The organism is Tardiphaga sp. P4_G1, assembly GCF_056401215.1.
Map to the genome: position 1 here is coordinate 35,103 of NZ_JBFUJU010000005.1, position 26,082 is coordinate 61,184.

Sequence of the window (26,082 nt, forward strand, 5' to 3'; positions counted from 1 at the left end):
ATTTCAATCAACAAAACCGGGCGCGCTTGCGCGCCGTTCTGACCGGAGGCGCCCTGTGATTTCGAACGCTCAACGGATGTTCAATTTTGATCTCGGCGAGACTGCGGACGCGATTCGCGAGACGGTGCGCGACTTCTCCCAGAACGAGATCGCGCCGCGCGCCGAAGCCATAGACAAGACCAATCAGTTTCCGCTCGATCTCTGGCCCAAGATCGGCGCGCTCGGCCTGCACGGTATCACGGTGGAGGAAGAGTTCGGCGGCGCCGGGCTCGGCTATCTGGAACACGTCATCGCGGTGGAGGAAATCTCGCGCGCCTCGGCGTCGGTGGGCCTGTCCTACGGCGCGCATTCGAACCTCTGCGTCAATCAGTTGCGTCGCAACGGTAATGAAGCACAGAAGCGCAAATATCTGCCGAAGCTGATCTCGGGCGAACATGTGGGATCCCTCGCGATGTCCGAGCCGGGTTCGGGCTCGGACGTGGTGTCGATGAAGACCCGCGCCGACAAGAAGGGCGACCGCTACGTTCTCAACGGCAACAAGATGTGGATCACCAATGGCCCGGTGGCGCAGACGCTGGTGGTCTATGCCAAGACCGATCCGGCGGCCGGCCCGCGCGGCATCACCGCCTTCATCATCGAAAAGGGCATGAAGGGTTTTTCGACGGCGCAGAAGCTCGACAAGCTGGGTATGCGCGGCTCGGATACTTGCGAACTCGTTTTCGAGGATTGCGAGGTGCCCGAGGAGAACGTGCTCGCCGAGGTCGGTCGTGGCGTCAATGTCCTGATGTCCGGCCTCGATTACGAGCGCGCGGTGCTCGCGGCGGGCCCGCTCGGCATCATGCAGGCCTGTCTCGACGTCGCGCAGCCTTATGTGCACGAGCGCAAGCAGTTCGGTGAGCCGATCGGCAACTTCCAGCTCGTGCAGGGCAAGATCGCCGATATGTATGTGGCGCTGAGTTCGGCCCGCGCTTACGTTTATGCAGTCGCGAAAGCCTGCGACCGCGGCGAAACCACCCGCGAGGATGCCGCCGGCGCCATCCTCTACGCATCGGAACGCGCCACGCAATGCGCGCTCGACGCGATCCAGCTGCTCGGCGGCAATGGCTATATCAACGACTATCCCACCGGCCGCCTGCTGCGCGACGCCAAACTCTACGAGATCGGCGCCGGCACGAGCGAGATCAGGCGGATGCTGATCGGGCGGGAGCTGTTTGCGAAGAACGGGTGAGGGGGCGGGCGATTTAATCGATACGCTGCGTCCTACACTCGTCATTCCGGGGCAGGACGGACCGCGAAGCGGTCGGCATGAGCCCGGAATCCCGACATGTTCAGCGCAAAACAGGTCGAGATTCCGGGTGCGCGATACGCCGCCTTCGGCGCTCCTCGCGCCCCGGAATGACAGTGTGGGGCGGGAAGACAGCGCCTAAACATTTTTTCCTATCTCCCGTTGACAACATCCCCGTCTGGTTTATATTCCCATTCGTCCTGCCCCACCGAGAGGGGCGATCGCGATCGTCACGTTCGCGGGGTGGGATGCGGTGGACGCCGGAGATGCGGCGTTACGCGGTTTGGGGGTGACGTCTGTCTTCGGGCAGGACGGATCTGCGCCAGCACTGCCACTGGCAAGGAGACGGCCGACCTTCGGATGGACAGACTCCTGGACAGTGTGACGGACGACCAAGTCAAAACGCGTTCGGCCAAGTGCTTTGCGGCTACCCTGTCCCTCCGCCCTGGGACATTAATTTTGGTGATGGGACCGTTCGCCATGGCAGATGTGCAGGCAACCGAAAAAACACCGCAGGCGGAACGTCGGGCACTTGCTCGGCGCCTCCGAAAGTCCTGATGCACTCTAAAATTGCGGAAGACCGCATCGCATCAGGCCCAAGGGTGCAACGGGCACCCGGCGTTCCGCACGCCCTCTCACAAGAGGGTGGGAATGCAAAGGACGACGGCGCCCCCGCGCCGCAAACAATGGGGGCGATGTCGCATGTCTGAAGAGCAGTGGCTGTTTGACAAATTGAATCAAGAGCAACGCAGAAGCGCGGCTGTGTGTCCGCCACTTCAGAGACATTCAAAAGGCATCGCCACTTGATCCACCTCAATCCTGTCACGGCAAAATGCGCAGATGATTGGCTCATCGCGTCGATCGACGCACCGTCGCAAGCAGGAGCAGGATCATGCCGCAAATGAAGGCTGCGATATTTGTCGAACCGGGTCGTATCGTTCTGGATGACAAGCCGATCCCCGACGTCGGCCCGCTCGATGCGTTGATGCGCATCACGACCACCACGATCTGCGGCACCGATGTGCATATCCTCAAGGGTGAATATCCGGTCGCGAAAGGGCTGACCATCGGACACGAGCCGGTTGGTATCATTGAGAAGCTCGGGAGCGCCGTCACCGGCTATCGCGAGGGCCAGCGCGTCATTGCCGGCGCCATCACGCCGAGCGGTCACAGTTATGCATGTCTCTGCGGCTGCTCATCGCAGGATGGCGCTGGAACCAAGCACGGCTTCAAGGCGGCCGGTGGCTGGCGGTTCGGCAATACGATCGATGGTGCGCAGGCCGAGTATGTGCTGGTACCCGATGCCATGGTCAATCTCAGTCCGGTGCCCGACGCGTTGACGGATGAGCAGGTGCTGATGTGTCCGGACATCATGTCGACGGGATTTGCCGGTGCCGAGCGCGGCGGCATCAGGATCGGGGACACGGTGGTGGTGTTCGCTCTGGGGCCGATCGGACTCTGCGCCCTCGCCGGCGCCAAGCTGATGGGCGCGACCACGATCATCGGTGTCGATACGGTACCCGCGCGCATCGAGGTCGCCAAACGGCTCGGCGCCGATATCGTTGTCGACTTCAAGAAGGGTGATCCGGTCAAGCAGATCATGGACCTGACCGACGGCCGCGGCGTCGATGTGGCCATCGAAGCGCTCGGTACGCAAGGCACCTTCGAATCGGCACTGCGCGCGCTGCGGCCGGGTGGCACGCTGAGCAGCCTTGGCGTCTATTCGACGGATCTGCAGATTCCCCTGAGCGCCTTTTCGGCGGGCCTCGGCGATAACACGATTGTCACCAGCCTGTGTCCCGGTGGCAAGGAGCGGATGCGACGGCTGATGAACGTCGTCGCCTCCGGCCGCGTTGACCTGACGTCGCTGGTCACGCATCACTACAGGCTGGACGATATCGAAAAAGCCTACGATCTGTTCTCGCACCAGCGCGATGGCGTGCTGAAGGTCGCAATCACGCCGTGAGGTGAGGAGGGTAGTGAGGCTTCACCGCAATGGCGCGCTGGCGTCCGCGATATCCCTCCCCCTTGCGGGGAGGGTCGGCCGATAGGCCGGGGTGGGGGTGCCACAAGTGACGCTCTCACGTGGACGCCCCCACCCGACCGGCCAAGTGGCCGGCCACCCTCCCCACGCAAGAGCGGGGGAGGGAAAAGACAACTTCTCACATGGCCAGGAACGAGCGATTCCAGGTCGGGCTGATCAGCACCTCGTTGATACAGACATGCGGCGGCATGCTGGCGATGAAGGCGATGGTCTTGCCGAGATCGTCCGGCTGCAGCATCCGCGCCATCACCTCGTCACTCGGCGGCACCGGACGGTTCTTCATGATGTCAGTGGCGACTTCGCCGGGCGAGAGACAGCAGGCGCGCAAGCCGTTGACGCATTCGTCCATGTTGAAGGAATGGGTCAGCGCCAGCACCGCATGTTTGGTGGCGGTGTAGGCTGGTCCCGTCATCTTGGAGACAATGCGCCCCGCCCATGAGGCGACATTGATGATGCAGCCGTCCTTCTGCGCGCGCATCGCCGGCAGCACCGCGCGCATGCAATACATCACGCCATTGAGATTGATGTCGACGATCTGGTCCCAGCCGTCCTGGGTGACGTCTTCCCAGCTCCGCTTCGGCAGGTTGACGCCGGCGCTGTTCACCAGGAGGTCGATACGGCCATGTTTGGCGAGGATGGCCTGTGCGACCTTGTTGACGTCGTCGGCATTGCTGACATCCAGCGCCATTGCTTCAACGGGCTTGCCGCCGGCGCCGAGTTCATCGGCGACGCCCTTCAGCACATCGGCGCGGCGGCCGGAAATGACCACCGTCCAGCCATCCGCCAGCAGAGCCTCTGCGCCCGCTCTGCCGATTCCGGTGCCGCCGCCGGTCACCCATGCGATCCTGGTCTTGCTGCTCACGATTTTCTCCCCGATCGTTTCTTGCTTCACGATGTCCATCGTTTTCTTGCTTCACGATGGCCAAAGTGTTCAACAATAATCGCGCCGGCGCCAGTGCCGCCAACTCATGAGCCTCATGCCGATCATGCCGACCGAGACAAAGCCGCCCATCGATCAGAACCGCCTCTGGGACGACCATATGGCGCTCGCCGCCATCACCGATCCCGACAAGCCATGGACGCGGCGATCGTTCTCGCAGCGCTTCCTCGACGGCCGTGCGTGGCTGCATGAGCAATATATCGCCGCCGGCATGACGGTGCGCATGGATGCCGCCGCCAACGTGATCGCACGGCTGGAAGGTAGTGTCGCAGGCCTGCCGCCGATCATGCTCGGCTCGCATTCCGATACGGTGCCATCCGGCGGCCGCTTCGACGGCATTTCCGGCATCCTGACGGCGCTGGAGGCGGTGCGCGCACTGCAGGCGTCCGGCTACAAGCCCCGGCATCCGATCGAGATCGTGGATTTCCTCGCCGAGGAGCCCAGCGAATACGGTATGTCCTGCGTCGGCAGCCGCGCCATGGTTGGCGAACTTGACGCCAGGATGCTGACTTACACCAATGCGGCGGGTGAGACGCTGGCCGATGCCATCAAGCGCGTCGGCGGCGACCCAGCGGCGATTGCGTCGATGCAGAAGCCGGAATTCGTCGGCTATCTTGAATTGCATATTGAACAGGGCGTCGTGCTGGAAAGCAAGAAGCTCGATCTTGGTCTCGTCACCGGGATCGCCGGCATCACCCGCGTCGAGATCGTGCTGAAGGGCGCCGCCGATCACGCCGGCTCGACGCTGATGGAATATCGTAGGGATGCAAGCTTGCCCGCCGCCGAACTCGTGCTGCTCGTCGCTCAGCAGGCCAATGCGTTTGCGGCGCGCAAGCAGGGCCACTTCGTCGCCACGACAGGGATCCTCGAGATCAGCCCGAATGCCGCCAACGTCGTCCCCGGTGGTGCGCGCATGATCCTCGATATCCGCGCCGAGAAGGCCGCACTGGTCGATGAATTCGTGGCATTGCTCGATCGCGAGAGCCTCGCCATCGCAGGGCGAGCCAAGGTCGAGCGCGCGCGTTTCGCGTTGATCTCGCAAAATCCTCCCGCGCCTTGCGACGATCATCTGCTTGACGTTCTCGGGCGTAGCGCTGCCAAGCTCGGTTATTCCACGACGCGGCTGGCGTCGGGGGCCGGTCACGACGCGGCTTTCATGTCGCATATCGGCCGCAGCGCGATGCTGTTCATTCCGTCAAAGGACGGCAAGAGCCATTGCCCGGAGGAATGGTCGGAGCCCGAGCAACTGGCCGTCGGGGCGGCAACACTGTTCGAGGCGGTGCGGCTGCTCGACGGACAGAACGACTAGCTGGCGGTGCGTTCGGCCAGCGCGCCGTGTTGAACAGAGGTCAGATAATCGCCGACCTGCTCGATGCCCATGGGCTTGGCGAAGAAGTAACCCTGCATGAAACGGCAGTGCTCCTTGCGCAGGAAGTCGACCTGTTCGCTGTTCTCGACGCCTTCGACGATGCAGTCGTGACCGAGGCCGTTGCACAGTCCAAGCATGGTGCGCAGGATCAGGCGCGCGGCAGAATCCGTCTCGATCTTGCTGATGAAGCTGCGATCGATCTTGACCTTGTCCAGCGGCAATTCGCGAATGCAGCTCAGGCTCGAATAGCCGGTGCCAAAATCATCCAGCGAGATGCGGGCCCCCAGAGCCTTCAGGGCATTCAGCGCTTCGGTCGCCTGTGCGAGATTGCCCATCACGGCCGTCTCGGTAATCTCGAAGTCGATGCGGCTGGCCTTCACCTTGCTTTGCTGGACAACAGCAATGATCTTGAGGATCGACAGGGGAGAGGCGACGTCCACCGCAGAGAGGTTGAACGAAATCCGGACATGCTCCGGCCATGTCGCTGCACCTTCAAGGGCCTTGCGCAGCAGCAACGGTGTCAACTGGCCGATCATGCCTGAGCGCTCGGCGGCGACAATGAAGCTCATCGGTGGAACATTGCCGAGCTCCGGGCTCTTCCAGCGCGCCAGGGCTTCGAAGCTCGCGGGCTGTTGTGTTTCTGCGTCGATGATCGGCTGGTAGGCGATCCACAATTCCCGTTCGAGGTCGGCACTGGCCAGGGCCCGACTCACAGAGGAGGCCTCGCGGATATCGGCTTCGTGTTCTGCTGAAAACCGGACGGCCTTGCCACGCTTGTGCTGCTTGGCAAAGAACAACGCGTAATCGGCGCGCTCGAACAAATCCTGCGCGGTCCTGGCTGTGTCCGGAAATTCCGCATATCCGATCGAGCAGCTGATGCTAACTGTAATGTCATCAATCTCGAACGGGATGTCGAACAGGTTCTCGATGCTCTCTTCCGCCTCAACAATTGCATCCGGGTCGAGCAATTGGTCGCTGAACATGACGAATTCGTCGCCGCCCAGTCTGCCCAGAAACACGTGAGGGGCGAGATGCGCGCGCAGTCTGTCTGCGACTTCGACCAGCAAGCGATCACCCGTGTGGTGCCCATGGATGTCGTTGATCGGCTTGAAGCCATCAAGATCCAGGATGCCGAGCAGCAGGCCGCCGCTACTGTGCTCAGTGTTGACAATGCCGCGCTCAAGCTCGGCAAAGAAGTTCCGGCGATTGGGGAGACCGGTGAGGCTGTCGATATTCGAATTCCGAAAATTCTTGTCGCTCAGCACCTGCAGTTCAGCCTGCTTGATACGCAGCGCCTTCTCCGAGTTCACTCGCTTCTCGAAATCGGAGTAATTGCCGAGCAGCATAAAGAGAACGGCCCCGATGACCACGACGAAGTTGAAGGCGATGGAGACGAAGACGACATTGTCGCTGGAGCCGAAAAAGAACGCGAAAGGCACGACAACCAGCGCCATCACGATCAACGCTGCCGCGCGCAGATGCATGAGGCAGAAGCCGCAGCCGATCGATGTGACGGCCATAAAGAACGCAACGTGGCTTTTGCTATAGGCGTCGCCATAGGGAAACAGGCTGAGGCTCCAGGCAGTGAACGCGACGCCGAGAATGCCTGCAAAGATGATCGAGCCGGTGAGCTTCTCTACGGCCTGGTTGAGCGACAGCGTGGTGTTCCGCGCTCTCAACCAGCTCAGTATCCGGATCACACAGATTGCATCGAATGCAGCAGGGAGATAGACGGTAAGCAGATGTGGCGCAGTACCATAAAAGGTGATTGCAAGTGCCGTCGTGTTGACGACCACCAGCGCATACATCATCGGCACCTGACGGGTGAAGGCAGCGAGTTTCGCTTCCACCAGTTCGGGGTTTTCGCGCGGCACCCGGAAGATCGTTCCGATTTGTGATGCCGCCATTTCGAAGTAGTTCAGCATCGTACCGTCCTGGACTCTGCACTGGTAAGTTAGATACCTATCGCAACTTCTTTAAGATTGGCCTGCCTCGGTTGTCTAAAGTTCGAGCGAGTAACCGATTGTTCTGATTAGTGTATTTTCTTCTGTTTGCGATGGTGCAGGTGCGAAAAGGTCGGGGTGGTATTAAGAAACCGACCTTGCATCAGCGACATCGCAGCGGCATGAGGTTGAAGAAGGTCCATTCGCCGTGGGTGAGAGGAAGGACATGACGACAGCGAGCAGGGTGTTCGAATGGATCTATGTGAGCTCGCTCGGAGGACTTGCTGCTGTGGCAGACTCGCTGCCGTCCTTCGATCTGCTGACCCTTCTGTCGCCCGCCGCGAGCGAGCGCGACTGGAGCGGGTTGGCGCGTGAGCGGCATGTGGAGCTAACCTTTCACGATATCGTCGAAGCAACGCCGGACCTGATCGCGCCCGATGCCGAAGTCGTGGATGCCATTCTTCAATTCGGCCGCGGCAGCATCGCTGATCGCCCGATGCTGATTCACTGCTGGGCCGGTATCAGCCGTTCCAGCGCTGCGGCTTACGCCATCGCCTGCGATCGCAATCCTGGCTACGAGGCGGTGATCGCCGATGAACTACGCAAACGTTCGCCTTATGTGACGCCGAACAAATTGATGGTGCAATTGGCCGACGAACAGCTTGGCCGCGACGGCCGCATGGTCGAAGCCATCGCACGCATCGGCCGCGGTGCGGACGCTTTTGAAGGTGAGGCTTATCGATTGCCGTTGAACTGGCCTATTTGATCAGGGCTGCGACGCCGAGCAGAAAACCGATCTCGAAGAGTTGCTCGACGGCACCGAGCACGTCGCCGGTGTAACCACCGATCAGTCGACGCGACCAGAGTGCGAGCAATGCGGCGAGCGCTGCGCCGAGCAGAAGACCCGCAAAAAGCGATGCGACCGAGACGAGCGCAAGCGGGATTGCTGCAAGCACAACCACACCAAGTGCAAACAACGATTCCTCAAATCGTACGGGCGCCTCGGCGTAAGTAACCTTCATCGCACTGGTATCGCCGCTATAGGGCAGGCGGTTCATCACGAAGGCCGGCATGGCGCGTGCTGCGGCATGAAGAGCAAAGAGCGCTGCCGCGCCTGCCCAGACAGGTAATGTTGCCAGTGCCGCGATACGCAGTGCCACGCCGAGGCCGAGTGCCAGCGCCCCGTAAGTGCCGATGCGGCTGTCCTTCATGATCGCAAGGCGCTTCTCGACGGTCCAGCCCCCGCCGAAACTGTCGGCTGTGTCGGCGAGGCCGTCTTCATGCAGCGCGCTGGTCAGGGCGATGCTTGTCGTGATCGCCAGCAGGGCAGAAATCAGCGGTGACCAGAATTCGCCGGCAACGAGAAACACGATTGCGGATGCAGCGCCGATGCCGGCGCCGACCACCGGAAAATACTTCATTGCACGCGCAAGCCAGTCAGGCCCTTGCGCGTCGACAGTTGCCGGTACCGGCAGCACCGTCAGGAAACGGATCGCATTCAAAAGATGCGGATCCAGCCTCATCTAGATCTTTCCGGCCAGCACGTCGTCGAGGCTCGCAACGTCGGTCAGCATGCGCGCGGCGGCGCGGACCAACGGCACCGCAAGCAGCGCGCCGGTGCCTTCACCGAGCCGCAAGCCGAGATCGAGTAGCGGCTTGGCATCGAGCGCGTTCAGCACGATGTCATGGCCGCGTTCGGCCGAGCGGTGTGCGAAGACGCAGTAGTCGCGTGCAGCCGGGCACAGACGAACGGCGAGCAGTGCCGCGGCGCTGGAGATGAAGCCGTCGATGATCACCGGCCGCCGTTGCGAAGCTGCGCCGAGGATCGCTCCGGCCATGCCCGCGATTTCCAGTCCGCCTAATTGGGCCAGCACATCCAGTGGCGCAGTTGCGTCGCTGCGCGCTGCCGCCTTCGTGATCGCCGCGCGCTTGCGCGCCATGCCGGCATCATCCTGCCCGGCGCCAACGCCGATACAATCATTCAGGGGTGCCGGTGCGAGTCGATGAACCACCAGTGCCGAGGAGGCCGTGTTGCCAATTCCCATCTCGCCGAGCGCGATGATGTCTGCGCCGGCCTTGATCTCACCGACGGCGATTCTGAAGCCGCGCGTCAGCGCATCGGCCGCGTGCTCTGCCGTCATCGCTGGCTCGCGCGCGGCATTCGCCGTACCCATGCGGACCTTGGCGTCGATCAGCTTCGGATGGACAGGCAGTTCCGCAGCGACGCCGATGTCGATCACGCGCACACCGATGTCATTGGCCGCGGCGAAAGCATTGGCCGTGGCGCGGCCGGCCAGATAGGTCATCACCATCGCGACCGTGACCGCCGACGGATATTGCGACACGCCTTCGGCTACGAGTCCGTGATCCCCCGCGAAGACCAGCAGCACGGCATTGTCACCGCGGGGCTCGCCCGGATGCCGGATCATGCCGAGTTGCAATGCCAGCTCCTCGATTCGTCCGAGCGATCCCAGCGGCTTGGCCTTGCCGTCGATGGCGGCGCGGATTCCTGCCGCGATCTGCGGGTCAACAGGCGCAATGGCGGGCGGCTGCCACAAGGGCTGGGAATAGGCGGACATAGGGTTCCTTTTCGCGGCCTAACTGACGCAAGACGACCTGCAAGGTCAACAGGTCCGGGCGACAGTCCGTCGGCGCGGTTGACCCCGGCGCACCTGGCAGATAGCGTCTTTTACGATGGTCCTTCCGCGTGGAAGGTGAATAGGGAAGCCGGTTTGAGGCCGGCGCTGCCCCCGCAACTGTAAGCGACGAGCCCGCGCCGGTGCCACTGGGAATTCTTCAGAATTCTTGGGAAGGCGGCAACAGGCTGTGACTCGCAAGCCAGGAGACCTGCCATCACGAACTGTGCTTTGGAGGCGTCGTCGGGGCGGGGTGCACCGGACGGGAGCGAACCGACGGCCATGCTGTCGGCGCGATCCAACAAAGCTCGTAGGCCCGCGAGGGCATGAACTGAGCATGTGATGGATCACGACAGCGCCGATATCTCTGGCGAGCAAATTTCGGTCGAACCGCCGCGCCCTGTGCCGGCTGGTCCCGTTGTCGTGAGTGTGTGCATCAGCTGCAAGGCCGCCGAAACCGGCACGATCGTTGGGCCGGACATGTTCGATGCGGTGAAGGCCGCGCTCGGCGATGGCGATGCCGCCGTGATGGTGCGTCCGGTGCAGTGTCTCAGCGTCTGCAAGCGGCCAGCAACCGTCGCGGTGACGAGCCCTGATGGCTACACGTTCCTGTTCGGCGATCTGCAGACCGATAGCGGCAGCGCGGCGCTGGTGTCTTTCGTGGAGTCCTATCAGAAGGCCGACTACGGCCTGGTGCCATGGCGCGAGCGCGCCGAGGTGCTGCGCAAGGGCATGGTCGCGCGCGTGCCGCCGATGCGTTGGTCGCCTGAAGATGGGCGTGCGCCGAAATGACCGCGGTCTCCACCACGTTGGTGCTGGGCGGTGCGCGGTCCGGCAAGTCAACTTTCGCCGAGAGGCTGGTCGATGGCATCGGCCTGACCAAAGTCTATCTTGCGACTGCGACGGCCGGTGATGACGAGATGCATGCCCGCATCGCGCAGCATCGCAAGCAGCGCGGCGAAGGCTGGATCACCGTGGAAGAGCCGCTCGCGCTTGTCGATGCCCTGACGCGCGAGGCCACGGTCGGACGCGTCGTGCTGGTGGATTGCCTGACACTGTGGCTGTCGAACCTGATGTTGGCCGAGCGCGATCCAGAGATTGAAGCGAAGCGCCTCGTGCGTTTTCTCGATGTCTCGCGCTATCCGATCGTGTTCGTGTCCAACGAAGTCGGCCTCGGTCTCGTGCCGGAGACACCGCTCGGACGCGCTTTTCGCGATGCGCAGGGCCGCCTCAACCAGATCATCGCGGCCGCCGTGCCGAATGTTGCTTTCATCGCAGCCGGACTTCCGCTCTGGCTCAAGCGTTCCCAGGAGAATTGAATGTCCCGCGTTCCCGTCACCGTCCTCACCGGATTTCTCGGCGCCGGCAAGACCACGCTGCTGCGCTCGCTGCTGACCCAGGCCGATGGCCGCCGCATCGCCGTGATCGTCAATGAGTTCGGCGATGCCGGTTTCGATGGCGGTCTGGTCGAGGAATGCGCGGCAAAGGCCTGTGCGCCCGGCGATATCGTCGAGCTTACCAATGGCTGCATCTGCTGCACCGTCGCCGACGACTTCGTGCCGACCATGGATAAGCTGCTGTCGCGCGAGCGTCCACTCGATGCCATCGTCATCGAGACCTCCGGCCTCGCGCTGCCGCAGCCGCTGTTGAAGGCCTTTGCCTGGCCGGCGGTGAAGACTCGCGCCACTGTCGATGGCGTCGTCACTGTCGTCGACGCACTGGCGCTCTCTGAAGGCCGTGTCACGCTGGACGAAGACGCTGTTGCCGAACAGCGCGCCAGGGACGAAGGCATCGAACACGACGACCCCATCGAGGAAGTGTTCGAGGACCAGCTCGCTTGCGCTGATCTAGTGGTTTTGTCGAAGAGCGATCTCGTCGCTCCGGAAAAACTCGCCGAGATCGAAGCCAAGCTGAAAGCCGTGTTGCGCCCCGGTGTCAGCATCGTGCGCTCGAAGGGCGATCTCGCGCCATCGGTGCTGATCGGCCTCAATGCCGCCGCCGAGGACGACATGGCCGCTCGTGTCGGCCATCACGGCGAGGAAGAAGAACACGACCATGACGATTTCGACAGCATCGTCGTCAAACCCACCGCTGCTGCGAGCATCGACGCGATGCGTGCGCGCATCAGCGACGCGCTTGGCCTCGATGGCGTGCTGCGCGTGAAGGGTCATGCACGCATTACGGACAAGCCCGCGCCGATCGTGGTGCAGGCCGTCGGCGCTCGCGTTGAACTCGCCTTCGCCCGGCCGGACGTGATGCAGGCCGAGCATCTGGTGGTCATCGGCCTCAAGGGATTCGACGGCGACGCCGTGCGAAAGGCACTCGCCGGGTAACGCAGGTTCACCCGCATGCATCTGAAGCTCGATACCTCCGGCAGCATTGACGACGGCGACGTCGCCCGCGATCTCGGGCAGGACACCGCCGATATCGTCGTGCTGTCGGCGGCTGACAGCGATCTGGCGGCGTTCAATGCGGCGCATGCGACACTGCCGGGCGATTTCCCCAGCGTGCGGTTCACCAACATGCTGGCGCTCGGTCATCCCGCGTCGGTCGATCTCTATGTCGAGCGCACGCTGGCTGAGGCGAAGATCGTGGTGCTGCGCATGCTCGGCGGCATCAGCTATTGGCCCCATGGTGTGGAGAGTCTGCGCAGCGACGCGCTGAGCCGCGGTAGCAAGTTCGCCTGCCTGCCCGGCGAGATGGATTGGAATGCCGAACTGGCCGCCCGCGGCACGGTCAGCAGCGACGAAACCCATGCGTTGTGGCGCTATTGCAGCGAGGGCGGCGTCGACAACGCGCAGCTGGCACTGCGCTATGCCGCGCATCTGATCGGTCACGGAGAGCAACCTCCCGCCGCGCGGCCGATGCCGTCGGCCGGGTTCTGGCCGAGTGAACCGACACCAGATGATCGGCCCAATGCCATCGTGATCTTCTATCGTGCGCTGGTCGCAGGTGGGGACACCGCCGCGATCGATGCGGTACGTCTGTCTTTGAGCGCGCGGGGTCTCAATGCCGTTTGCCTCTATGTCACCAGCCTGAAAGATGAGCGCTCCGCCGCATTCCTGCGCGCCGCGCTTGCGGCCTATCCGCCCGATATCATCATCAACGCCACGGCCTTCGCCACAGCGACCGCGCATGACGATGCCGGCGTGTTGTCGGCGTCAGGTTGCCCGATCCTGCAGGTGGCGCAAGCAGGTATCTCGCGGGCCAGCTGGGAAGCCTCTACTCGCGGCCTGACGCCGCGCGATCTGGCGATGCATGTGGTGTTGCCGGAAGTCGATGGCCGCATCTTCGCCAATGCCATCGCCTTCAAGGAACGTGGCGCCAGCGACGGCGGCTTTGCGCCGACAACATTGCAGCCGGTGCAGGATCGGATTGATGCGACCGCTGATCTGGCGCGCGCCTGGGTGCGCTTGCGCCGCGCTGCGGCGTGCGAACGACGCGTCGCGCTGATTCTGGCCAATTATCCCAATCGCGATGGACGCCTTGCCAATGGCGTCGGCCTCGATACGCCGCAGAGCCTGATCGATGTGATCGCCGCGATGCGCGAAGCCGGCTACGGCACTGGTGACGCGCCTGACACGACGACCGCCATGATGCAGCTGTTGCAACAGGGTCCAACGAATGCGCTTGCCGGTCGCGCCGAGCGAAGCGGTGGCATGACGTGGCCGCTGGCTGAGTATCACGCGGCCTTTGCGACGCTGCCGACCAATGTGCGGCTGGCTATTGAGTCACGCTGGGGCAAAGCTGAGAACGATCCGCATGTGGTCGACGGTGCATTCCGTCTCGGCCTGCATCGTTTCGGCAATATCACTGTCGGCGTGCAGCCGGCACGCGGTTACAATATCGATCCGAAGAGCACCTATCACGATCCCGATCTGGTGCCGCCGCATCACTATCTCGCCTTTTATTTCTGGCTGCGCCGCGACTTTGATACCCATGCGGTGGTGCATCTCGGCAAGCACGGCAATCTCGAATGGCTGCCGGGGAAAAGCGCAGGCCTGTCGGCCGATTGTCTGCCCGATGCCGTACTCGGTCCGCTACCGCATCTTTATCCGTTCATCGTCAATGACCCCGGCGAGGGTATTCAGGCCAAGCGCCGCACCTCCGCCGTGATCATCGATCACCTGACACCACCGATGACGCGGGCCGAATTGCACGACGATCTGGCGCGGCTGGAGAATCTGGTCGACGAATATGCCATGGCGACCGATCTCGATCCCAAGCGCGCTGCCGTGATCGCCGAAGACATCCTGTCGCTCGCCCGCGCGCAGCAGATTGATGCCGACGTCAATGTCACCCGCGACACACCGACGGGCGAGGCGCTGCGCGCGCTCGATGCGCATCTCTGCGATCTCAAGGAAATGCAGATCCGCGACGGACTGCACATCTTTGGCCGCGTGCCCGAGGACGCCCAGCGCAATGATCTCCTGGTGTCCATCGCGCGCCTGCCACGCTCCGATATCAAGCCGCAGGATGCGTCACTGCATCGCGCATTGGCTGCCGATCTCGGGCTTGGTGCGTTCGACCCTCTGACCCGTGATATGGCCGATGACTATCTCGGCCCGCGCCCCGGTGTTCTTGCCGATGTCAGCGATGCGGTGTGGCGCACCACAGGTGACACCGTCGAACGAATCGAAAGGCTGGCGCTGCAACTTGTCTCCGGCCAGCTGCCCTGCGATCCCGCCTGGACGCGCGCCACCGCGGTGCTCGGCTGGATCATTACGAAACTGCGACCCGCCATCGATGCCTGCGGTGGCGCGGAGACGGCCGCATTCCTCGGAGGACTCGACGGGCAGTTCGTGCGGCCCGGTCCATCTGGCGCGCCAACGCGTGGACGCCCCGATGTGCTGCCGACCGGACGTAACTTCTTCGCGGTCGATGTCCGCGCCGTGCCGACGCCATCCGCCTGGCGTATCGGGCAACTTGCGGCAGAACGGCTCGTCGAATCCTATTGGCAGGAGGCCGGCGAATGGCCGCGCGCGATCGCGCTGTCGGCCTGGGGCACCGCGAATATGCGCACTGGCGGTGACGATGTCGCGCAGGCGCTCGCGCTGATCGGCGCCCGGCCGCTGTGGGAGGAAACCTCGGGCCGTGTCACCGGCTTTGCGATCACGCCACTGTCGGAACTGAAGCGCCCACGCGTGGATGTGACCTTCCGTGTCTCCGGCCTGTTCCGCGATGCATTCCCGACCCAGATGGACATCATCGGCTCCGCCGTGAGCGCTGTGGCCGAACTCGACGAACCCGACGACGCCAATCCCATTGCGGCCAATGTCCGCGCGCGTGCCCGTACGCTAGAAGCTGGTGGCATGACCTGCGAGATTGCGCGGCGGCAGGCGACGCGCCGTGTGTTCGGCTCCAAGCCTGGCGCTTATGGTGCGGGCCTGCAGGCGCTGATGGATGAGGGCGGCTGGAGTAATCGTGCCGACATTTCCGAGGTCTATCTCGATTGGGGCGGCTATGCCTATGGCGGTGGAACCGATGGCGAGGACGCGCGAGGCGAATTCGCCGAACGGTTGAGGGGCGTCGATCTCATCGCGCAGGCGCAGGACAATCGCGAGCACGACATTCTGGATTCCGACGACTATTACCAGTTCATCGGCGGCCTCGCGGCGACGGTGCAGACGCTGCGTGGCTCGGCGCCGCGTGTCGCCCATATCGATACCTCGCGACCGGAAGCGCCGATTGCCCGGCCGCTGGCACATGAGATTTCGCGGGTGGTGCGCGGCCGCGGCGCCAATCCGAAATGGATCGCCGGCGTGATGCGCCACGGCTACAAAGGCGCGTTCGAGATCGCGGCCACGGTTGATTATCTGTTCGGTTTCGCGGCCTCCACCAATGCCGTCGCCAATCATCACTTTGATCAGCTATTCTCCTCCTATCTGGAGAGTGACGAGGTTCGCGGCTTTATGGCCTCCGCCAATCCCGCGGCGCTGCGCGAGACGGCGGCGCGCTTCGCGGAAGCGATGCGCAGGGGCCTGTGGACGCCGCGTTCCAATCGCGCAGCTGATCTGATTGCCGAACTTCTGCCGCGGGCACACAAAGAGATCGCAAAGGAAATCGCATGACCGAACTCGCCCACGACGATGAAGAAAATGCCCGCCACAAGATCAAGGCGGCCAAGCACAAGGCCGCCAAGGACAAAATCATGGCGACCAAGGTCGGCGAGAAAGGCCTGTTGATCGTCCATACCGGCACCGGCAAGGGCAAGACCTCGGCAGCGCTGGGCATGGTGTTCCGCCATATCGGTCACGGCTATCCCGTCGGCATCGTGCAGTTCACCAAGTCACCGGAATGGGACACCGGCGAAGCGCGGCTGCTGAAGACCTTCCCGGATCTCGTCACGCTGCACATCATGGGCGAGGGCTTCACCTGGATCACGCAGGACCGCGAACGCGACATTGCTGCCGCGACCGCGGGCTGGGAGCGCGCCAAAGAAATGATCCGCGATGACCGCCATCGCCTGGTGCTGCTCGACGAACTCAATATCGTGCTGCGCTACGACTATCTCGATCTCAACGAGGTGCTGACCTTCCTGCGCGACGAGAAGCCGGCCAACAAGCACGTGGTCATCACCGGCCGGAACGCCAAGCCCGAGCTGATCGAGATGGCCGATCTGGTCACCGAGATGACGCTGATCAAGCATCCGTTCCGCGCAGGCATCAAGGGCCAGAAGGGCATCGAGTTCTGATGAACCTGAATACGCCCGCGCTGATGATCCAGGCGACCGGCTCTAATGCCGGGAAGTCGACGATCATCGCTGGCCTCGCGCGGGCACTGGTGCGGCGTGGCTTGAAGGTGGCACCGTTCAAGCCGCAGAACATGTCGAACAATGCTGCTGTCGCGGTCGATGGCGGCGAGATCGGCCGCGCGCAGGCGGTGCAGGCGCGGGCCGCCAGATTGCCGCCAAGTGTCCACATGAATCCGGTGCTGCTGAAGCCGGAGACGGACACCGGCGCTCAGGTGATCGTGCAGGGCAAGCGCTGGGGCACGCTGCGGGCGAAGAACTATCTGGAGAAGAAGGCCGCATTGCTGCCCGCCGTGCTCGAAAGTTTTTCGCTGCTCGCCGATCAGGCGGACATCGTTCTCATCGAGGGCGCCGGCAGCCCGGCCGAGATCAATCTGCGCGCCGGCGACATCGCCAATATGGGCTTTGCTGCCGCGGCCAACATTCCGGTGGTGCTCGCCGGTGATATCGATCGCGGCGGCGTCATTGCGAGCCTGGCCGGCACGCATCTGGTGCTTGAGGCGGAGGAGCGTGCGCGCATCCACGGCTTCATCGTCAACAAGTTTCGCGGTGATCCAAGCCTGTTCGACAATGGCCTCACCGCGATCACGCGGCTGACCGGCTGGCCATCCATCGGCGTGTTGCCATGGCTGCCGCAGGCGGCATTCCTGCCCGCCGAGGATGCCGTCGATCTCGATCGCACCCATGCCTCGTCATCGACCCGTATCATCGCGGTGCCGGTGCTGGCGCGGATCGCCAATTTCGACGATCTCGATCCGCTTGGCATGGAGCCCGGCGCGAAGCTTGTCTTCATCAGGCCGGGCGAAGCCATTCCGGGCAATGCCGACGTGATCATCATTCCCGGTAGTAAATCTACCATCGGCGATCTCGCCTTCCTGCGTGCGCAGGGCTGGGATATCGACATCAAGGCGCATGTGCGCCGCGGTGGTCATGTGCTCGGCCTGTGCGGAGGCTACCAGATGCTCGGCCGTACGATTGCCGATCCCGATGGCGTCGATGGTCCACCAGGCACTGTGGAAGGGCTCGGCCTGCTCGATATCGCGACGCTGATGAGCGCCGACAAGTCCACCACGCTGGTGGCAGGAACGCATTGTACGACTGGCGCCGCAATCGAAGGCTACGAAATTCATCTCGGTCGCAGCGAGGGTGACGACTGCGCGCGGCCGCTGCTGATGATCGATGGACGACCTGATGGTGCTGCGTCAGTCGATGGACGGGTGCAGGGCACTTATGTCCATGGCTTGTTCACCGGCGATGCGTTCCGCAAGGCATGGCTGGCCAATCTCGGCATTGCCTCGTCTCTGGCCTATGACGCGCAGATTGAAGCCGCGCTCGATGCGCTGGCCGATCATTGCGAAAAGCATCTCGATATCGATCGGCTGATCGAGATTGCCCGCAGTCGTCACAGCAGCAGCGCCAGCGCAGCATAGATTGCGGCTTGCAAGACGCAGGCTGCGACGAACACGCGAAGTGCCGGGCCGATGTCGTCAGACGCTGCGGTTCGGCCTTCGGCATTGAGATAGGGATCGTTGACGGCGCCCTCGGCATAGACGCGCGGTCCAGCGATCGCGATTCCGAGCGCGCCAGCCATGGCGCTTTCCGGCCAGCCGGCATTGGGCGAGCGATGCTTTCCGGCGTCGCGCAGCATGATCTTCAATGACGCGATGATTGATCCCCGTGCAACCGGCGCAGCGAGCGCGACCAATATTCCCGACAGGCGCGCCGGGATCAGATTGACGAGATCGTCGAGCCGCGCGGCGGCCCAACCGAAATCGATATAGCGCGTGCTGCGATGGCCGATCATGGAGTCGGCCGTGTTGATGGCCTTGTAGGCGATCAGGCCGGGCAATCCGAGCAATGCCAGCCAGAACACCGGCGCGACAATGCCGTCGGAGAAATTTTCGGCGGTGGATTCGATCGCCGCGCGTGCCACGCCGCCTTCATCAAGCCGCTCGGGATCGCGGCCGACGATCATGGCGACGGCCTGTCGCGCCGTCGGCAATCCACCCTCGGAGAAAGCGCGACGCACGCGGGCCACATGCTGATACAGGCTGCGTTGCGCAATCAGTGTCGAGGCAATCAGGGCTTCGATTGCAAAGCCGATCCAGTCGTCGTTGAGGAGATCGGCGAGCAGTCCGCCGACAAGCATTGCGACACTGACTAGCGCGATGATGGTGACGACGCCTGCCAGCTTGCGCTGCCGACGCGACCAGCTCTCAGGGTTGAGCCGGCGTTCCAGCCAGCCGATGCCGCTGCCGATCCAGACCACGGGATGCGGTGCGCGGCGCCACAGCCAGTCGGGATCGCCGATCACGGCATCGAGCAGCAGCGCGGCGACCACCAGCAGGAGCGCGTCGCCATGCACCAGCATCAGGGCGCCACGCGGCTGATTTCGGCGGCCAATCGGTCGAGTGCTTCCACCATGGTCGGACCGCCGCAGGCGGTGAGGCGTTCGGGCAGAACCAGTCGCTTCGATGCTGGATAGAATTTCTCCAGTGCGGGATGCAGCAGGAAGGCGCGGCCTTCGTCTTCGGCGAAATCGGTACTGTCGGTGACCAGCAGCAGATCGGGCCTCAGCGTGACGATCGCCTCCAGCGAGGCGAAACCGCCGGCCTTGAGGCCGAGTTCGCCGCCGGCATTGCGCAGGCCGACGGCCGAGAGCAGCGACGTCGTGAGATTCTCGCCGCCGGACACCCAGCCGCGCCGCGACACCGCCAGCACGCGCAACGGCTTGCGCTGTACGGCGGCATGGGCCTGCGCGATTGCGGTATCCAGTTTCGCTATTTCGGCTTCAGCACGCTCCGGATGCTTGACCAGCGCGCCCATCTGGCGGAGCTGTTTCTTGACGTCGTCGAGCGAGCGGGCGGGATCGAATTCGGTGACCTTCAGTCCCTTGTCCTTCAGGAGTTCACGGGTCGCGCGCTTGGTGAAGCGGCCGGCAACAACGACATCCGGCTTTAGCGCCAGCACGTCCTCGGCCTCGCCGGACAGTAGGCGGAACGCCTTCGCCTTGTCCTTGTCCCAGGAGCGGAACGGATCGCGTGCATAGGGGCTGAGGCCCAAAATCTGCTCGGGATCGGCGAGGGTGACGAGCAGTTGATCGGTGCAGAGATTGATCGAGGCGATGCGTGGCTGCTCCGTAGCACTGGCCTGCAGCGGCGCCCATGCGAGCAGCGCGAGTGCCGTAGCGGCGAGCGGCCAAAGCCTCTCGCGCTTCGCCCGATATGATGGCATGACACAGGCATGAAACATGGTGGCGATCTCACGCAGGCGATGGCGGAATTCGGCGGTGCGCCGGACCAATGGCTCGATCTCTCGACCGGGATCAATCCATGGCCGTGGCCGATTCCTGCCAACCTGCCGAGCCATCTTTGGGAACGCCTGCCGACGCGCGCCGACGAACAGTCGCTGCTGTCCGCCGCGCGCAGCGCCTACCACGTGCCCGATAACGTCGATGTCGTTGCTGCTGCCGGTACGCAGGCTCTGATCCAGTGGCTGCCGCATCTCGCTGCGCCTGGCGCCGTTGCCATTGTCGGGCCGACCTATAACGAGCATGTCGCGGCCTGGCGCGCGGGCGGACATGAGGTTGGTGTGATCGGCAGCCTCGGCGCGCTGCCGGATCATGCCAAGCATGTGGTGATCGTCAATCCCAACAATCCTGACGGGCGCGTCGCCACGCGCGATGAACTCGCCGATGTTGCGGAAACCCTGCAGCGACGCGGCGGCTGGCTGGTGATTGATGAAGCCTTCGCCGATGTCGATCCCGCGATCAGCGCGGCCGGCCTGTGTGCGACACTGCCGGTAGCGATCCTGCGCTCGTTCGGAAAATTCTATGGTCTCGCGGGCCTGCGTCTCGGCTTCGCGCTTGCGGCGCCGCTGATCGCGCAGCGTATCGCGACTGCCATCGGCCCCTGGGCCTGTTCCGGACCGGCGCAGGTCATCGGCGCGGCCGCTTTGCGTGACGAGCGCTGGGCCACGCAGACCCGCGTCGCGCTGGTCGCGCAGAGCATTAAGCTGGACAATGTGTTGACCGATGCCGGTTTCGAGATTGTCGGCGGCACGCCGCTGTACAGGTTGGCGCGACATGCTGACGCTTTGAAATGGCATGCCGCATTGGCCCGGCAGCAGATCTGGTGTCGCCACTTCGACTGGAGTCATGAGCTGCTGCGCTTCGGCTTGCCGCCCGACGCGGCTGCTCTGAGCCGGCTTGCTTCTGCGCTGGCGAAATAACCGCCACATCGCTCAGACTCCCGCCCAGGGGAGGATAATCGTTTCGTTCCGGTGTTCGGCGCGATAGGTGCTGATGCGGAACACATTGGCGACGATGTCATCGGACAGCGCCTGTCGCGGCGCGCCCTGCGCAGCGAGGCGCCCGTCGGACATCACCAGCACCGTATCGGCAAAGCGTGCTGCGAGGCCGAGATCGTGGGTCACCACGATCACCAGCACGCCGCTGTCGGCAACGTCGCGCAGATTTGTCATGACATCGATCTGGTAACGCGGATCGAGCGATGCGGTCGGCTCATCCGCCAGCACGATCGGTGCCTCGACAGCGAGGACGCGTGCGAGCGCGACGCGGCTGCGTTCGCCGCCGGAGAGCTCGGTCACACGCCGATCGGCAAAGGCGACGATGTCCGTTGCCCGCATTGCGCGCTCGACCGCAGCCTTGTCCGATGATGTCAGCCGCGCCGGATCGGTGGCGCCATGCGGATAGCGGCCGAGGGCGACGACGTCCTTCACGTCGAGCGGCCAATGCACGACATGGCCTTGCGGCAGATAGCCGAAGCGTTTTGCGCGCTCGCGGAGCGACAAGGACGCTAGTGTATCGCCGGCGACATGGATCGCGCCAATGGACGACTGCAAGCCTGCCAATGCGCGCAGCAGCGTTGTCTTGCCGGCGCCGTTCGGGCCGACCAAAGCGACGAGATGCCGGGCGCTCAGTGAGAGCGAGACGTCGTGCAGCACGGGGCGGCCAGAGAGCGTGACGCTCAGATGGCTCGCGGTCAGCAGCGCCTGATCGCTCATGCCACGCCTCCGCCTAGTGCGCGCCGCTCGCGCATGATGAGATAGAGGAAGAATGGCACGCCGATGATCGATGTCAGGACGCCGACCTTGATGTCTGTGGTCGACGGGATGATGCGCACGGCGATATCCGCGGCCAGCAACAGCGCCGAGCCGGTCAGGGCGCTCGGAATCAGCAATCGTGCGGGATCGTGACCGATGATCGGGCGCATCAGATGCGGCGCGATGAGGCCGATGAAGCCGATCGTGCCGGTGACAGCAACAGCGCCGCCAACGCCGAGCGCGACGCCAAGAATTACCAGCAGGCGCAGGCGGCTCACATGGACACCGAGGCTCTGTGCGGTTTCTTCGCCGAGGCTCAATGCACGAAAGGCCGAGCGCTGGCTCATCAAAATGATCGCGCCGGCGACAATGAACGGCAGCGCCAGCGTGACATGACGGAAGCTGCGGTCTTCCAGCGAGCCGAGCAGCCAGAACGCGATCTCAAGTGCGGCAAAGGGATTGGGCGACAGGTTCATCACCAGCGCCGTCGCGGCCCCGGCGAGACTGGAGATTGCGAGACCGGCGAGGATCAGCAGCAACAGGCCCGCATTGCGGCCGGCGATGCCGAGCAGCACGAAGACCGACAGGAACGCCATCGTGATGCCGGCAACAGGCAGCGCCCATGAGCGGACATCGGCCAAACCGAGCGAGATCATCAGCACCGCGCCGAAGGCCGCCGATTGCGGCGCGCCGAACAGCGAAGGCGAGGCGAGGGGATTGCGCAGCAAGCCCTGCAGCGCGGCACCGGACAGGCCGAGAATCGCGCCGATGGCCAGTGCGAGGATCGCGCGCGGCAAGCGGATTTCGCGCACGATGATCTGCTGCACGTCGCTGCCGCCGCCGAACAATGCATCGAGCACCGTCAGCGGCGAGAGTTTGACAGGTCCCGTGCCGAGCGAGCCGAGTGCCAGCAGCGTGACGAGACCGACGAGCGCGATGGTCGCGATCGTTCGGCGTTGTGCTGCTGGCGCTGCGGTTACCATGTGGCGTTGAAGCCTGCGTAAGCCGCAGGCCCCGTGGTGCCGAAGTTCAGCACTTCCTGATAATGCTCATTCAGGATGTTCTCGCCGCGGGCGAAGACCTTCCAGTTCGCATCGATCTTGTACTCGGTATAGAGATCGACGCGGGTATAGGCATCGACCTGACCGACCTGATTGGCACTGCTGAAGCGCTTCGACACCGTGGTTACGCGTGGCTCGATCATCCACTTGTCGGTGGGCGTGATGGTGAGTGCGAAGCGGGCGAAGTTCTTCGGCCGCCGTGCCAGCACTGTATCATTGCCGAGATCTTGCGCGTGCAGGTAGGTGTAGGCTGCGTTGAACTTCATGAGGCCCGGAATAACGTCCACATTGGCGCCAACTTCGAGACCATTCGTTTCGGCGCGGGCGACGTTGATGTAGCAGCCTGTGGTTTGGGCAACGGGACACGAACCGGGGCTTCCCGTCGGCGTCACGAAGTTGATCAGATTGCTGTAGTCGTTCGAGAAGCCCGTCAGCGAGACCACCACGCGGCCGTTGAAAAGGCTCTGATCGACGCCGGCGTCGTAGCCGAAGCTTTGCTCCGGGCTGAGCGTCGGCGTGCCGTTTGCCGTTGAATACAGCTGGAACAGTGTCGGTGCCTTGGCGCCGGTACCTGCGCTGGCGTGGAACTTAGTGCTGGTTTCTGTAATCGTATAGGCGGCCGTGGCACGCCATGTCTCGAAGCGCCCGACATCCACGACGTCGTCCACGCGGCCGCCCAATGTGATGTTGAGACGTTCGCCTACGGGGACCGACCACAGCGCGAAGACCGAATTGGTATCTTGGCGTTTCGCCAGCGCGGGTGTGATAGCGGCCGGTATCGGCAGGATGGCGGTCGTGTAGGTCTTGGCTGTCTCGCTCTGCGTCTTGGCGCCGTAGATGAGCGAGCCAAATGCGCCGAACTTCAGGTTTGCCTGATATTCTGCGCCGAGGCTGTCACCATTGTAGTCGAGAATATTGGTCGTGGTGTTCTGCGGCAGCATGTTGGTGCGATAGGTTACGTCATAGTTCGAACGCTCGGTATGCGTGTTCGACACGGTGACATTATGCGTGAGAATGCCGCCGAATGAATCCAGTGAGGCGCGACCGTAAACGGTTTGAAGCAGGCGCGTGACATTTGAAGGCGTGTCGGGAAGCTGCACCGCTCTCGACGTCGGACTGAAAGTGCCGTCATAGGCGGCTCGCGTGAAGGATGACACGAAGCCGGCTTCCAGCCGGATGCCCTCGCCGGCATCGTAACCGATCCTGGCCGATCCGCCGACGCGATCAAAGCCGTCGCGTTCGAGATTGGGGTACAGCGCTTCAAACTGAGGGATGCGATAGCCGAAGCGCGAGAAACCGTTCGAATGCTGACCGCCACCTGTGAAAGCGTAGGACCACGGACCGTTGGAGCCGGTCAGCGATCCCTGCGTGACGACAGTGCCATAGCTGCCGGCTTCCGTGCGCACATTGACTTGCGCAGGGCCCGAGCCCTTCTTGGTAATGATATTGATCACGCCGCCCATGGCGTCTGATCCATAGAGTGCGCTCTGCGGGCCCTTCAGGACTTCGATGCGCTCCATCGCCGAAGGCGTGAACATGGCGAATTCGAAATCGCCGGACGCCGCCGTGGGATCATTGACGCGGATGCCGTCGATCATCACCAGCGTCTGGCCGGTGTTGCCGCCGCGCAGGCGGACATTGGTGGTGCCGCCAGGGCCGCCGGTTTCGGTGATGTCGAGACCGGGCACGGTGCGCAGCGCATCGACCAGCGAGCCGGGATTGCTGGTCGCAATGGTCTCGCCCGACACCACGCTGATCGAACTGCCAGTGCGATTGAGTTGTTCGGGTGCTCTGTCCGCCGTCACCACGATTTCGGAGAGCTGCTCGGCACTGGACTGCGCATGCGCAGCACTGTGAGAGCAGGACAGAACAACAACGGCCGCAGTGCCTGCGGCCAAATTCCGGATAGTCATTTAACCCCTTCCGTCGACCCACCGTCGAACGAGTGTGAAACTCGTTACCGGCCGGTCTCCTGGCTCGCGGTGGTCTCCCGGTCCGCCTTCCCGAATCTGCGATGCAAATTCAGTGGCTTTGTGGACCCGGAATGGCCGCTTACAGTTGCGGGGGCAGCCGCGGCATAGGGGATATTTCCCCGCACCGCATTCCCGTTTCACCTCCTCGCGGAGGCACCGATAACTGAGAGGACAGGAAGCACAGCGCGCCGCGCGGTGCAACAGTCATCGAAGACTTCTAGACTCTATTGCTCGTGCTGTAGCGCGGCGAGCACGTCGTCGGGGCGCTCGACCATCATCATGTGGCCAGTGCCCGGCAGAATCACCGTGCGGGCGTTTTTCAAGGCGGCGGCCAGGGTCTTGCCAGCCTTGGCGGGAGTCATCATGTCCCGCTCGCCGAGGATGAGCGTGACCGGGATTTCGAGCTGGGCCGCAGCAGTCAGCGCATTCTGGTATGTATTGCAGGCGTTGAGATCGGCGAACAGCACGCCCGGCTTCGTGGCTTCCAGCACGCGCTGCGCGCCGCTATGCATCCACAACCCCGGCGCGAGACTGCCGCCGAGTTCGGCGCGAAAGCCGAGCCCCCAGATCGACACCATGTCGATGGCGGAGTGCTGATTGGCTTCGGCATCCTTCAACAGATCCGGGCCGACGGTCATCGTCCCTGCCGTGCCCATCAGGTCGAGGCGCGTGACTTTACGGGGATGCCGCGCTGCGGTCTCCAGCGCAATCAGCGAGCCCATGGAATGGCCGATCAGCCGCGCAGTCTTTGTGCCCGCTGCCTCGATCAATGCTGCTGTCCAGTCTGCGAGATCGGCGATGGTCGTGAGCGCTTCACCTTGTGAGCGACCATGGCCGGGCAGATCCGGCGCCAGTACGGCGAAGCCATGATGCGCAAACCAGCGCGTATGCAGCGCCCATGTCGAGTGATCGAAGCCGGCGCCGTGGATCATCACGACCACGGGCAGGGAAGGATCGAATGCGCGGCCGCCATTCGCGATATAGGTCTCGTGACCGTTGACGGTGAGTTGCATCAC

General features: G+C 63.3%; 21 protein-coding genes and 2 riboswitches. Of the genes, 11 read left to right on the forward strand and 10 right to left on the reverse strand.

What is annotated here, in order from left to right; all coding sequences use genetic code 11:
- Positions 1 to 55: 55 nt before the first annotated feature.
- Both AC1DUY_RS12900 and AC1DUY_RS12905 read left to right on the forward strand, forming a co-directional pair.
- Positions 56 to 1,228: an isovaleryl-CoA dehydrogenase gene (locus AC1DUY_RS12900; RefSeq protein ID WP_068734239.1), complete on the forward strand. Its 1,173-nt coding sequence runs from the start codon at positions 56 to 58 to the stop codon at positions 1,226 to 1,228.
- 949 nt (positions 1,229 to 2,177) lie between these two features.
- Complete coding sequence (locus tag AC1DUY_RS12905) at positions 2,178 to 3,251, forward strand: NAD(P)-dependent alcohol dehydrogenase (protein ID WP_478114707.1); 1,074 nt, start codon at positions 2,178 to 2,180, stop codon at positions 3,249 to 3,251.
- Positions 3,252 to 3,447: 196 nt separating this feature from the next.
- Here the strand turns inward: AC1DUY_RS12905 and AC1DUY_RS12910 are convergent, their stop codons facing one another.
- Entirely contained in the window at positions 3,448 to 4,191 is a 744-nt protein-coding gene (locus AC1DUY_RS12910) for an SDR family oxidoreductase (RefSeq protein WP_478114709.1), read from the reverse strand.
- 124 nt (positions 4,192 to 4,315) lie between these two features.
- Here AC1DUY_RS12910 and AC1DUY_RS12915 point away from each other — a divergent pair, with 124 nt between their 5' ends.
- Entirely contained in the window at positions 4,316 to 5,578 is a 1,263-nt protein-coding gene (locus AC1DUY_RS12915) for a Zn-dependent hydrolase (protein WP_478114711.1), read from the forward strand.
- On the opposite strand, the gene AC1DUY_RS12920 is transcribed toward AC1DUY_RS12915, so the two are convergent.
- Positions 5,575 to 7,563 carry a putative bifunctional diguanylate cyclase/phosphodiesterase gene (locus tag AC1DUY_RS12920; RefSeq protein ID WP_478114713.1) on the reverse strand — a complete coding sequence of 663 codons (1,989 nt, stop codon included), beginning with the start codon at positions 7,561 to 7,563 and terminating at the stop codon, positions 5,575 to 5,577. The two genes, AC1DUY_RS12915 and AC1DUY_RS12920, sit on opposite strands and share 4 nt — an antisense overlap.
- Positions 7,564 to 7,807: 244 nt before the next feature.
- Between AC1DUY_RS12920 and AC1DUY_RS12925 the strand changes: the two genes are divergently transcribed.
- The gene (locus AC1DUY_RS12925) at positions 7,808 to 8,347 is read left to right on the forward strand and encodes a tyrosine phosphatase family protein (RefSeq protein ID WP_478114715.1); all 540 of its coding nucleotides are present in this window, start codon (positions 7,808 to 7,810) and stop codon (positions 8,345 to 8,347) included.
- Here the strand turns inward: AC1DUY_RS12925 and cobS are convergent.
- Both cobS and cobT read right to left on the reverse strand, forming a co-directional pair.
- The gene (gene cobS / locus AC1DUY_RS12930; protein WP_478114717.1) at positions 8,340 to 9,104 is read right to left on the reverse strand and encodes an adenosylcobinamide-GDP ribazoletransferase; all 765 of its coding nucleotides are present in this window, start codon (positions 9,102 to 9,104) and stop codon (positions 8,340 to 8,342) included. The two genes, AC1DUY_RS12925 and cobS, sit on opposite strands and share 8 nt — an antisense overlap.
- On the reverse strand, positions 9,105 to 10,160 hold the full coding sequence (gene cobT / locus AC1DUY_RS12935; protein ID WP_478114719.1) for a nicotinate-nucleotide--dimethylbenzimidazole phosphoribosyltransferase: 1,056 nt from the start codon (positions 10,158 to 10,160) through the stop codon (positions 9,105 to 9,107).
- Positions 10,161 to 10,259: 99 nt separating this feature from the next.
- A riboswitch (cobalamin riboswitch) is annotated at positions 10,260 to 10,450 on the forward strand.
- Between the two features lie 109 nt (positions 10,451 to 10,559).
- Between cobT and AC1DUY_RS12940 the strand changes: the two genes are divergently transcribed.
- Genes AC1DUY_RS12940 through AC1DUY_RS12965 form a run of 6 tightly spaced genes read left to right on the forward strand, consistent with a single transcriptional unit; the run spans position 10,560 to position 18,398 of the window.
- Entirely contained in the window at positions 10,560 to 11,009 is a 450-nt protein-coding gene (locus AC1DUY_RS12940; protein WP_089265284.1) for a DUF1636 family protein, read from the forward strand.
- Positions 11,006 to 11,536, forward strand: coding sequence for a bifunctional adenosylcobinamide kinase/adenosylcobinamide-phosphate guanylyltransferase (gene cobU / locus AC1DUY_RS12945; RefSeq protein WP_478114721.1), 531 nt, complete (start codon positions 11,006 to 11,008; stop codon positions 11,534 to 11,536). The genes AC1DUY_RS12940 and cobU overlap by 4 nt, the downstream gene beginning before the upstream one ends.
- The gene (cobW, locus tag AC1DUY_RS12950) at positions 11,537 to 12,550 is read left to right on the forward strand and encodes a cobalamin biosynthesis protein CobW (protein ID WP_478114723.1); all 1,014 of its coding nucleotides are present in this window, start codon (positions 11,537 to 11,539) and stop codon (positions 12,548 to 12,550) included.
- A gap of 15 nt (positions 12,551 to 12,565) precedes the next feature.
- On the forward strand, positions 12,566 to 16,288 hold the full coding sequence (cobN, locus tag AC1DUY_RS12955; RefSeq protein WP_478114725.1) for a cobaltochelatase subunit CobN: 3,723 nt from the start codon (positions 12,566 to 12,568) through the stop codon (positions 16,286 to 16,288).
- Positions 16,285 to 16,911, forward strand: coding sequence for a cob(I)yrinic acid a,c-diamide adenosyltransferase (cobO, locus tag AC1DUY_RS12960; RefSeq protein WP_478114727.1), 627 nt, complete (start codon positions 16,285 to 16,287; stop codon positions 16,909 to 16,911). Before cobN ends, cobO begins: the two co-directional genes overlap by 4 nt.
- Entirely contained in the window at positions 16,911 to 18,398 is a 1,488-nt protein-coding gene (locus AC1DUY_RS12965) for a cobyric acid synthase (RefSeq protein ID WP_478114729.1), read from the forward strand. The genes cobO and AC1DUY_RS12965 overlap by 1 nt, the downstream gene beginning before the upstream one ends.
- Here AC1DUY_RS12965 and cbiB read toward each other — a convergent pair.
- On the reverse strand, positions 18,371 to 19,339 hold the full coding sequence (gene cbiB, locus AC1DUY_RS12970) for an adenosylcobinamide-phosphate synthase CbiB (RefSeq protein ID WP_478114731.1): 969 nt from the start codon (positions 19,337 to 19,339) through the stop codon (positions 18,371 to 18,373). The genes AC1DUY_RS12965 and cbiB overlap by 28 nt on opposite strands.
- Complete coding sequence (locus AC1DUY_RS12975) at positions 19,339 to 20,202, reverse strand: ABC transporter substrate-binding protein (RefSeq protein WP_478114733.1); 864 nt, start codon at positions 20,200 to 20,202, stop codon at positions 19,339 to 19,341. Before AC1DUY_RS12975 ends, cbiB begins: the two co-directional genes overlap by 1 nt.
- Positions 20,203 to 20,211: 9 nt before the next feature.
- On the opposite strand from AC1DUY_RS12975, the gene cobD reads away from it, so the two are divergent.
- On the forward strand, positions 20,212 to 21,198 hold the full coding sequence (gene cobD / locus AC1DUY_RS12980) for a threonine-phosphate decarboxylase CobD (RefSeq protein ID WP_478114735.1): 987 nt from the start codon (positions 20,212 to 20,214) through the stop codon (positions 21,196 to 21,198).
- Positions 21,199 to 21,210: 12 nt separating this feature from the next.
- Here cobD and AC1DUY_RS12985 read toward each other — a convergent pair whose 3' ends face one another.
- From AC1DUY_RS12985 to AC1DUY_RS13000, 4 genes are all read right to left on the reverse strand, one after another.
- Positions 21,211 to 21,993 (reverse strand): ABC transporter ATP-binding protein, encoded by a 783-nt coding sequence (locus AC1DUY_RS12985; protein ID WP_478114737.1) that lies wholly within the window; start codon positions 21,991 to 21,993, stop codon positions 21,211 to 21,213.
- Positions 21,990 to 23,015, reverse strand: coding sequence for a FecCD family ABC transporter permease (locus tag AC1DUY_RS12990; RefSeq protein WP_478114739.1), 1,026 nt, complete (start codon positions 23,013 to 23,015; stop codon positions 21,990 to 21,992). Before AC1DUY_RS12990 ends, AC1DUY_RS12985 begins: the two co-directional genes overlap by 4 nt.
- Positions 23,009 to 25,006, reverse strand: coding sequence for a TonB-dependent receptor plug domain-containing protein (locus tag AC1DUY_RS12995; RefSeq protein ID WP_478114741.1), 1,998 nt, complete (start codon positions 25,004 to 25,006; stop codon positions 23,009 to 23,011). The genes AC1DUY_RS12990 and AC1DUY_RS12995 overlap by 7 nt, the downstream gene beginning before the upstream one ends.
- Positions 25,007 to 25,038: 32 nt before the next feature.
- Positions 25,039 to 25,242, reverse strand: a riboswitch (cobalamin riboswitch).
- A 48-nt stretch (positions 25,243 to 25,290) separates the two neighbouring features.
- Positions 25,291 to 26,079: an alpha/beta fold hydrolase gene (locus tag AC1DUY_RS13000; RefSeq protein WP_184518939.1), complete on the reverse strand. Its 789-nt coding sequence runs from the start codon at positions 26,077 to 26,079 to the stop codon at positions 25,291 to 25,293.
- Positions 26,080 to 26,082 lie beyond the last annotated feature (3 nt).

Excerpts from the sequence above, each read along its gene's own strand:
- AC1DUY_RS12905 (WP_478114707.1), top strand. The coding sequence starts at position 2,178 with ATGCCGCAAATGAAGGCTGCGATATTTGTCGAACCGGGTCGTATCGTT.
- AC1DUY_RS12965 (WP_478114729.1), top strand. The coding sequence starts at position 16,911 with ATGAACCTGAATACGCCCGCGCTGATGATCCAGGCGACCGGCTCTAAT.
- AC1DUY_RS12990 (WP_478114739.1), bottom strand. The coding sequence starts at position 23,015 with ATGGTAACCGCAGCGCCAGCAGCACAACGCCGAACGATCGCGACCATC.
- AC1DUY_RS13000 (WP_184518939.1), bottom strand. The coding sequence starts at position 26,079 with ATGCAACTCACCGTCAACGGTCACGAGACCTATATCGCGAATGGCGGC.
- AC1DUY_RS12915 (WP_478114711.1), top strand. The coding sequence starts at position 4,316 with ATGCCGACCGAGACAAAGCCGCCCATCGATCAGAACCGCCTCTGGGAC.
- AC1DUY_RS12985 (WP_478114737.1), bottom strand. The coding sequence starts at position 21,993 with ATGAGCGATCAGGCGCTGCTGACCGCGAGCCATCTGAGCGTCACGCTC.
- cobU (WP_478114721.1), top strand. The coding sequence starts at position 11,006 with ATGACCGCGGTCTCCACCACGTTGGTGCTGGGCGGTGCGCGGTCCGGC.
- cobD (WP_478114735.1), top strand. The coding sequence starts at position 20,212 with ATGAAACATGGTGGCGATCTCACGCAGGCGATGGCGGAATTCGGCGGT.
- AC1DUY_RS12920 (WP_478114713.1), bottom strand. The coding sequence starts at position 7,563 with ATGCTGAACTACTTCGAAATGGCGGCATCACAAATCGGAACGATCTTC.
- cobO (WP_478114727.1), top strand. The coding sequence starts at position 16,285 with ATGACCGAACTCGCCCACGACGATGAAGAAAATGCCCGCCACAAGATC.
- AC1DUY_RS12940 (WP_089265284.1), top strand. The coding sequence starts at position 10,560 with ATGGATCACGACAGCGCCGATATCTCTGGCGAGCAAATTTCGGTCGAA.
- cbiB (WP_478114731.1), bottom strand. The coding sequence starts at position 19,339 with ATGCTGGTGCATGGCGACGCGCTCCTGCTGGTGGTCGCCGCGCTGCTG.
- cobS (WP_478114717.1), bottom strand. The coding sequence starts at position 9,104 with ATGAGGCTGGATCCGCATCTTTTGAATGCGATCCGTTTCCTGACGGTG.
- AC1DUY_RS12975 (WP_478114733.1), bottom strand. The coding sequence starts at position 20,202 with ATGCCATCATATCGGGCGAAGCGCGAGAGGCTTTGGCCGCTCGCCGCT.
- cobW (WP_478114723.1), top strand. The coding sequence starts at position 11,537 with ATGTCCCGCGTTCCCGTCACCGTCCTCACCGGATTTCTCGGCGCCGGC.
- cobT (WP_478114719.1), bottom strand. The coding sequence starts at position 10,160 with ATGTCCGCCTATTCCCAGCCCTTGTGGCAGCCGCCCGCCATTGCGCCT.
- cobN (WP_478114725.1), top strand. The coding sequence starts at position 12,566 with ATGCATCTGAAGCTCGATACCTCCGGCAGCATTGACGACGGCGACGTC.
- AC1DUY_RS12925 (WP_478114715.1), top strand. The coding sequence starts at position 7,808 with ATGACGACAGCGAGCAGGGTGTTCGAATGGATCTATGTGAGCTCGCTC.
- AC1DUY_RS12995 (WP_478114741.1), bottom strand. The coding sequence starts at position 25,006 with ATGACTATCCGGAATTTGGCCGCAGGCACTGCGGCCGTTGTTGTTCTG.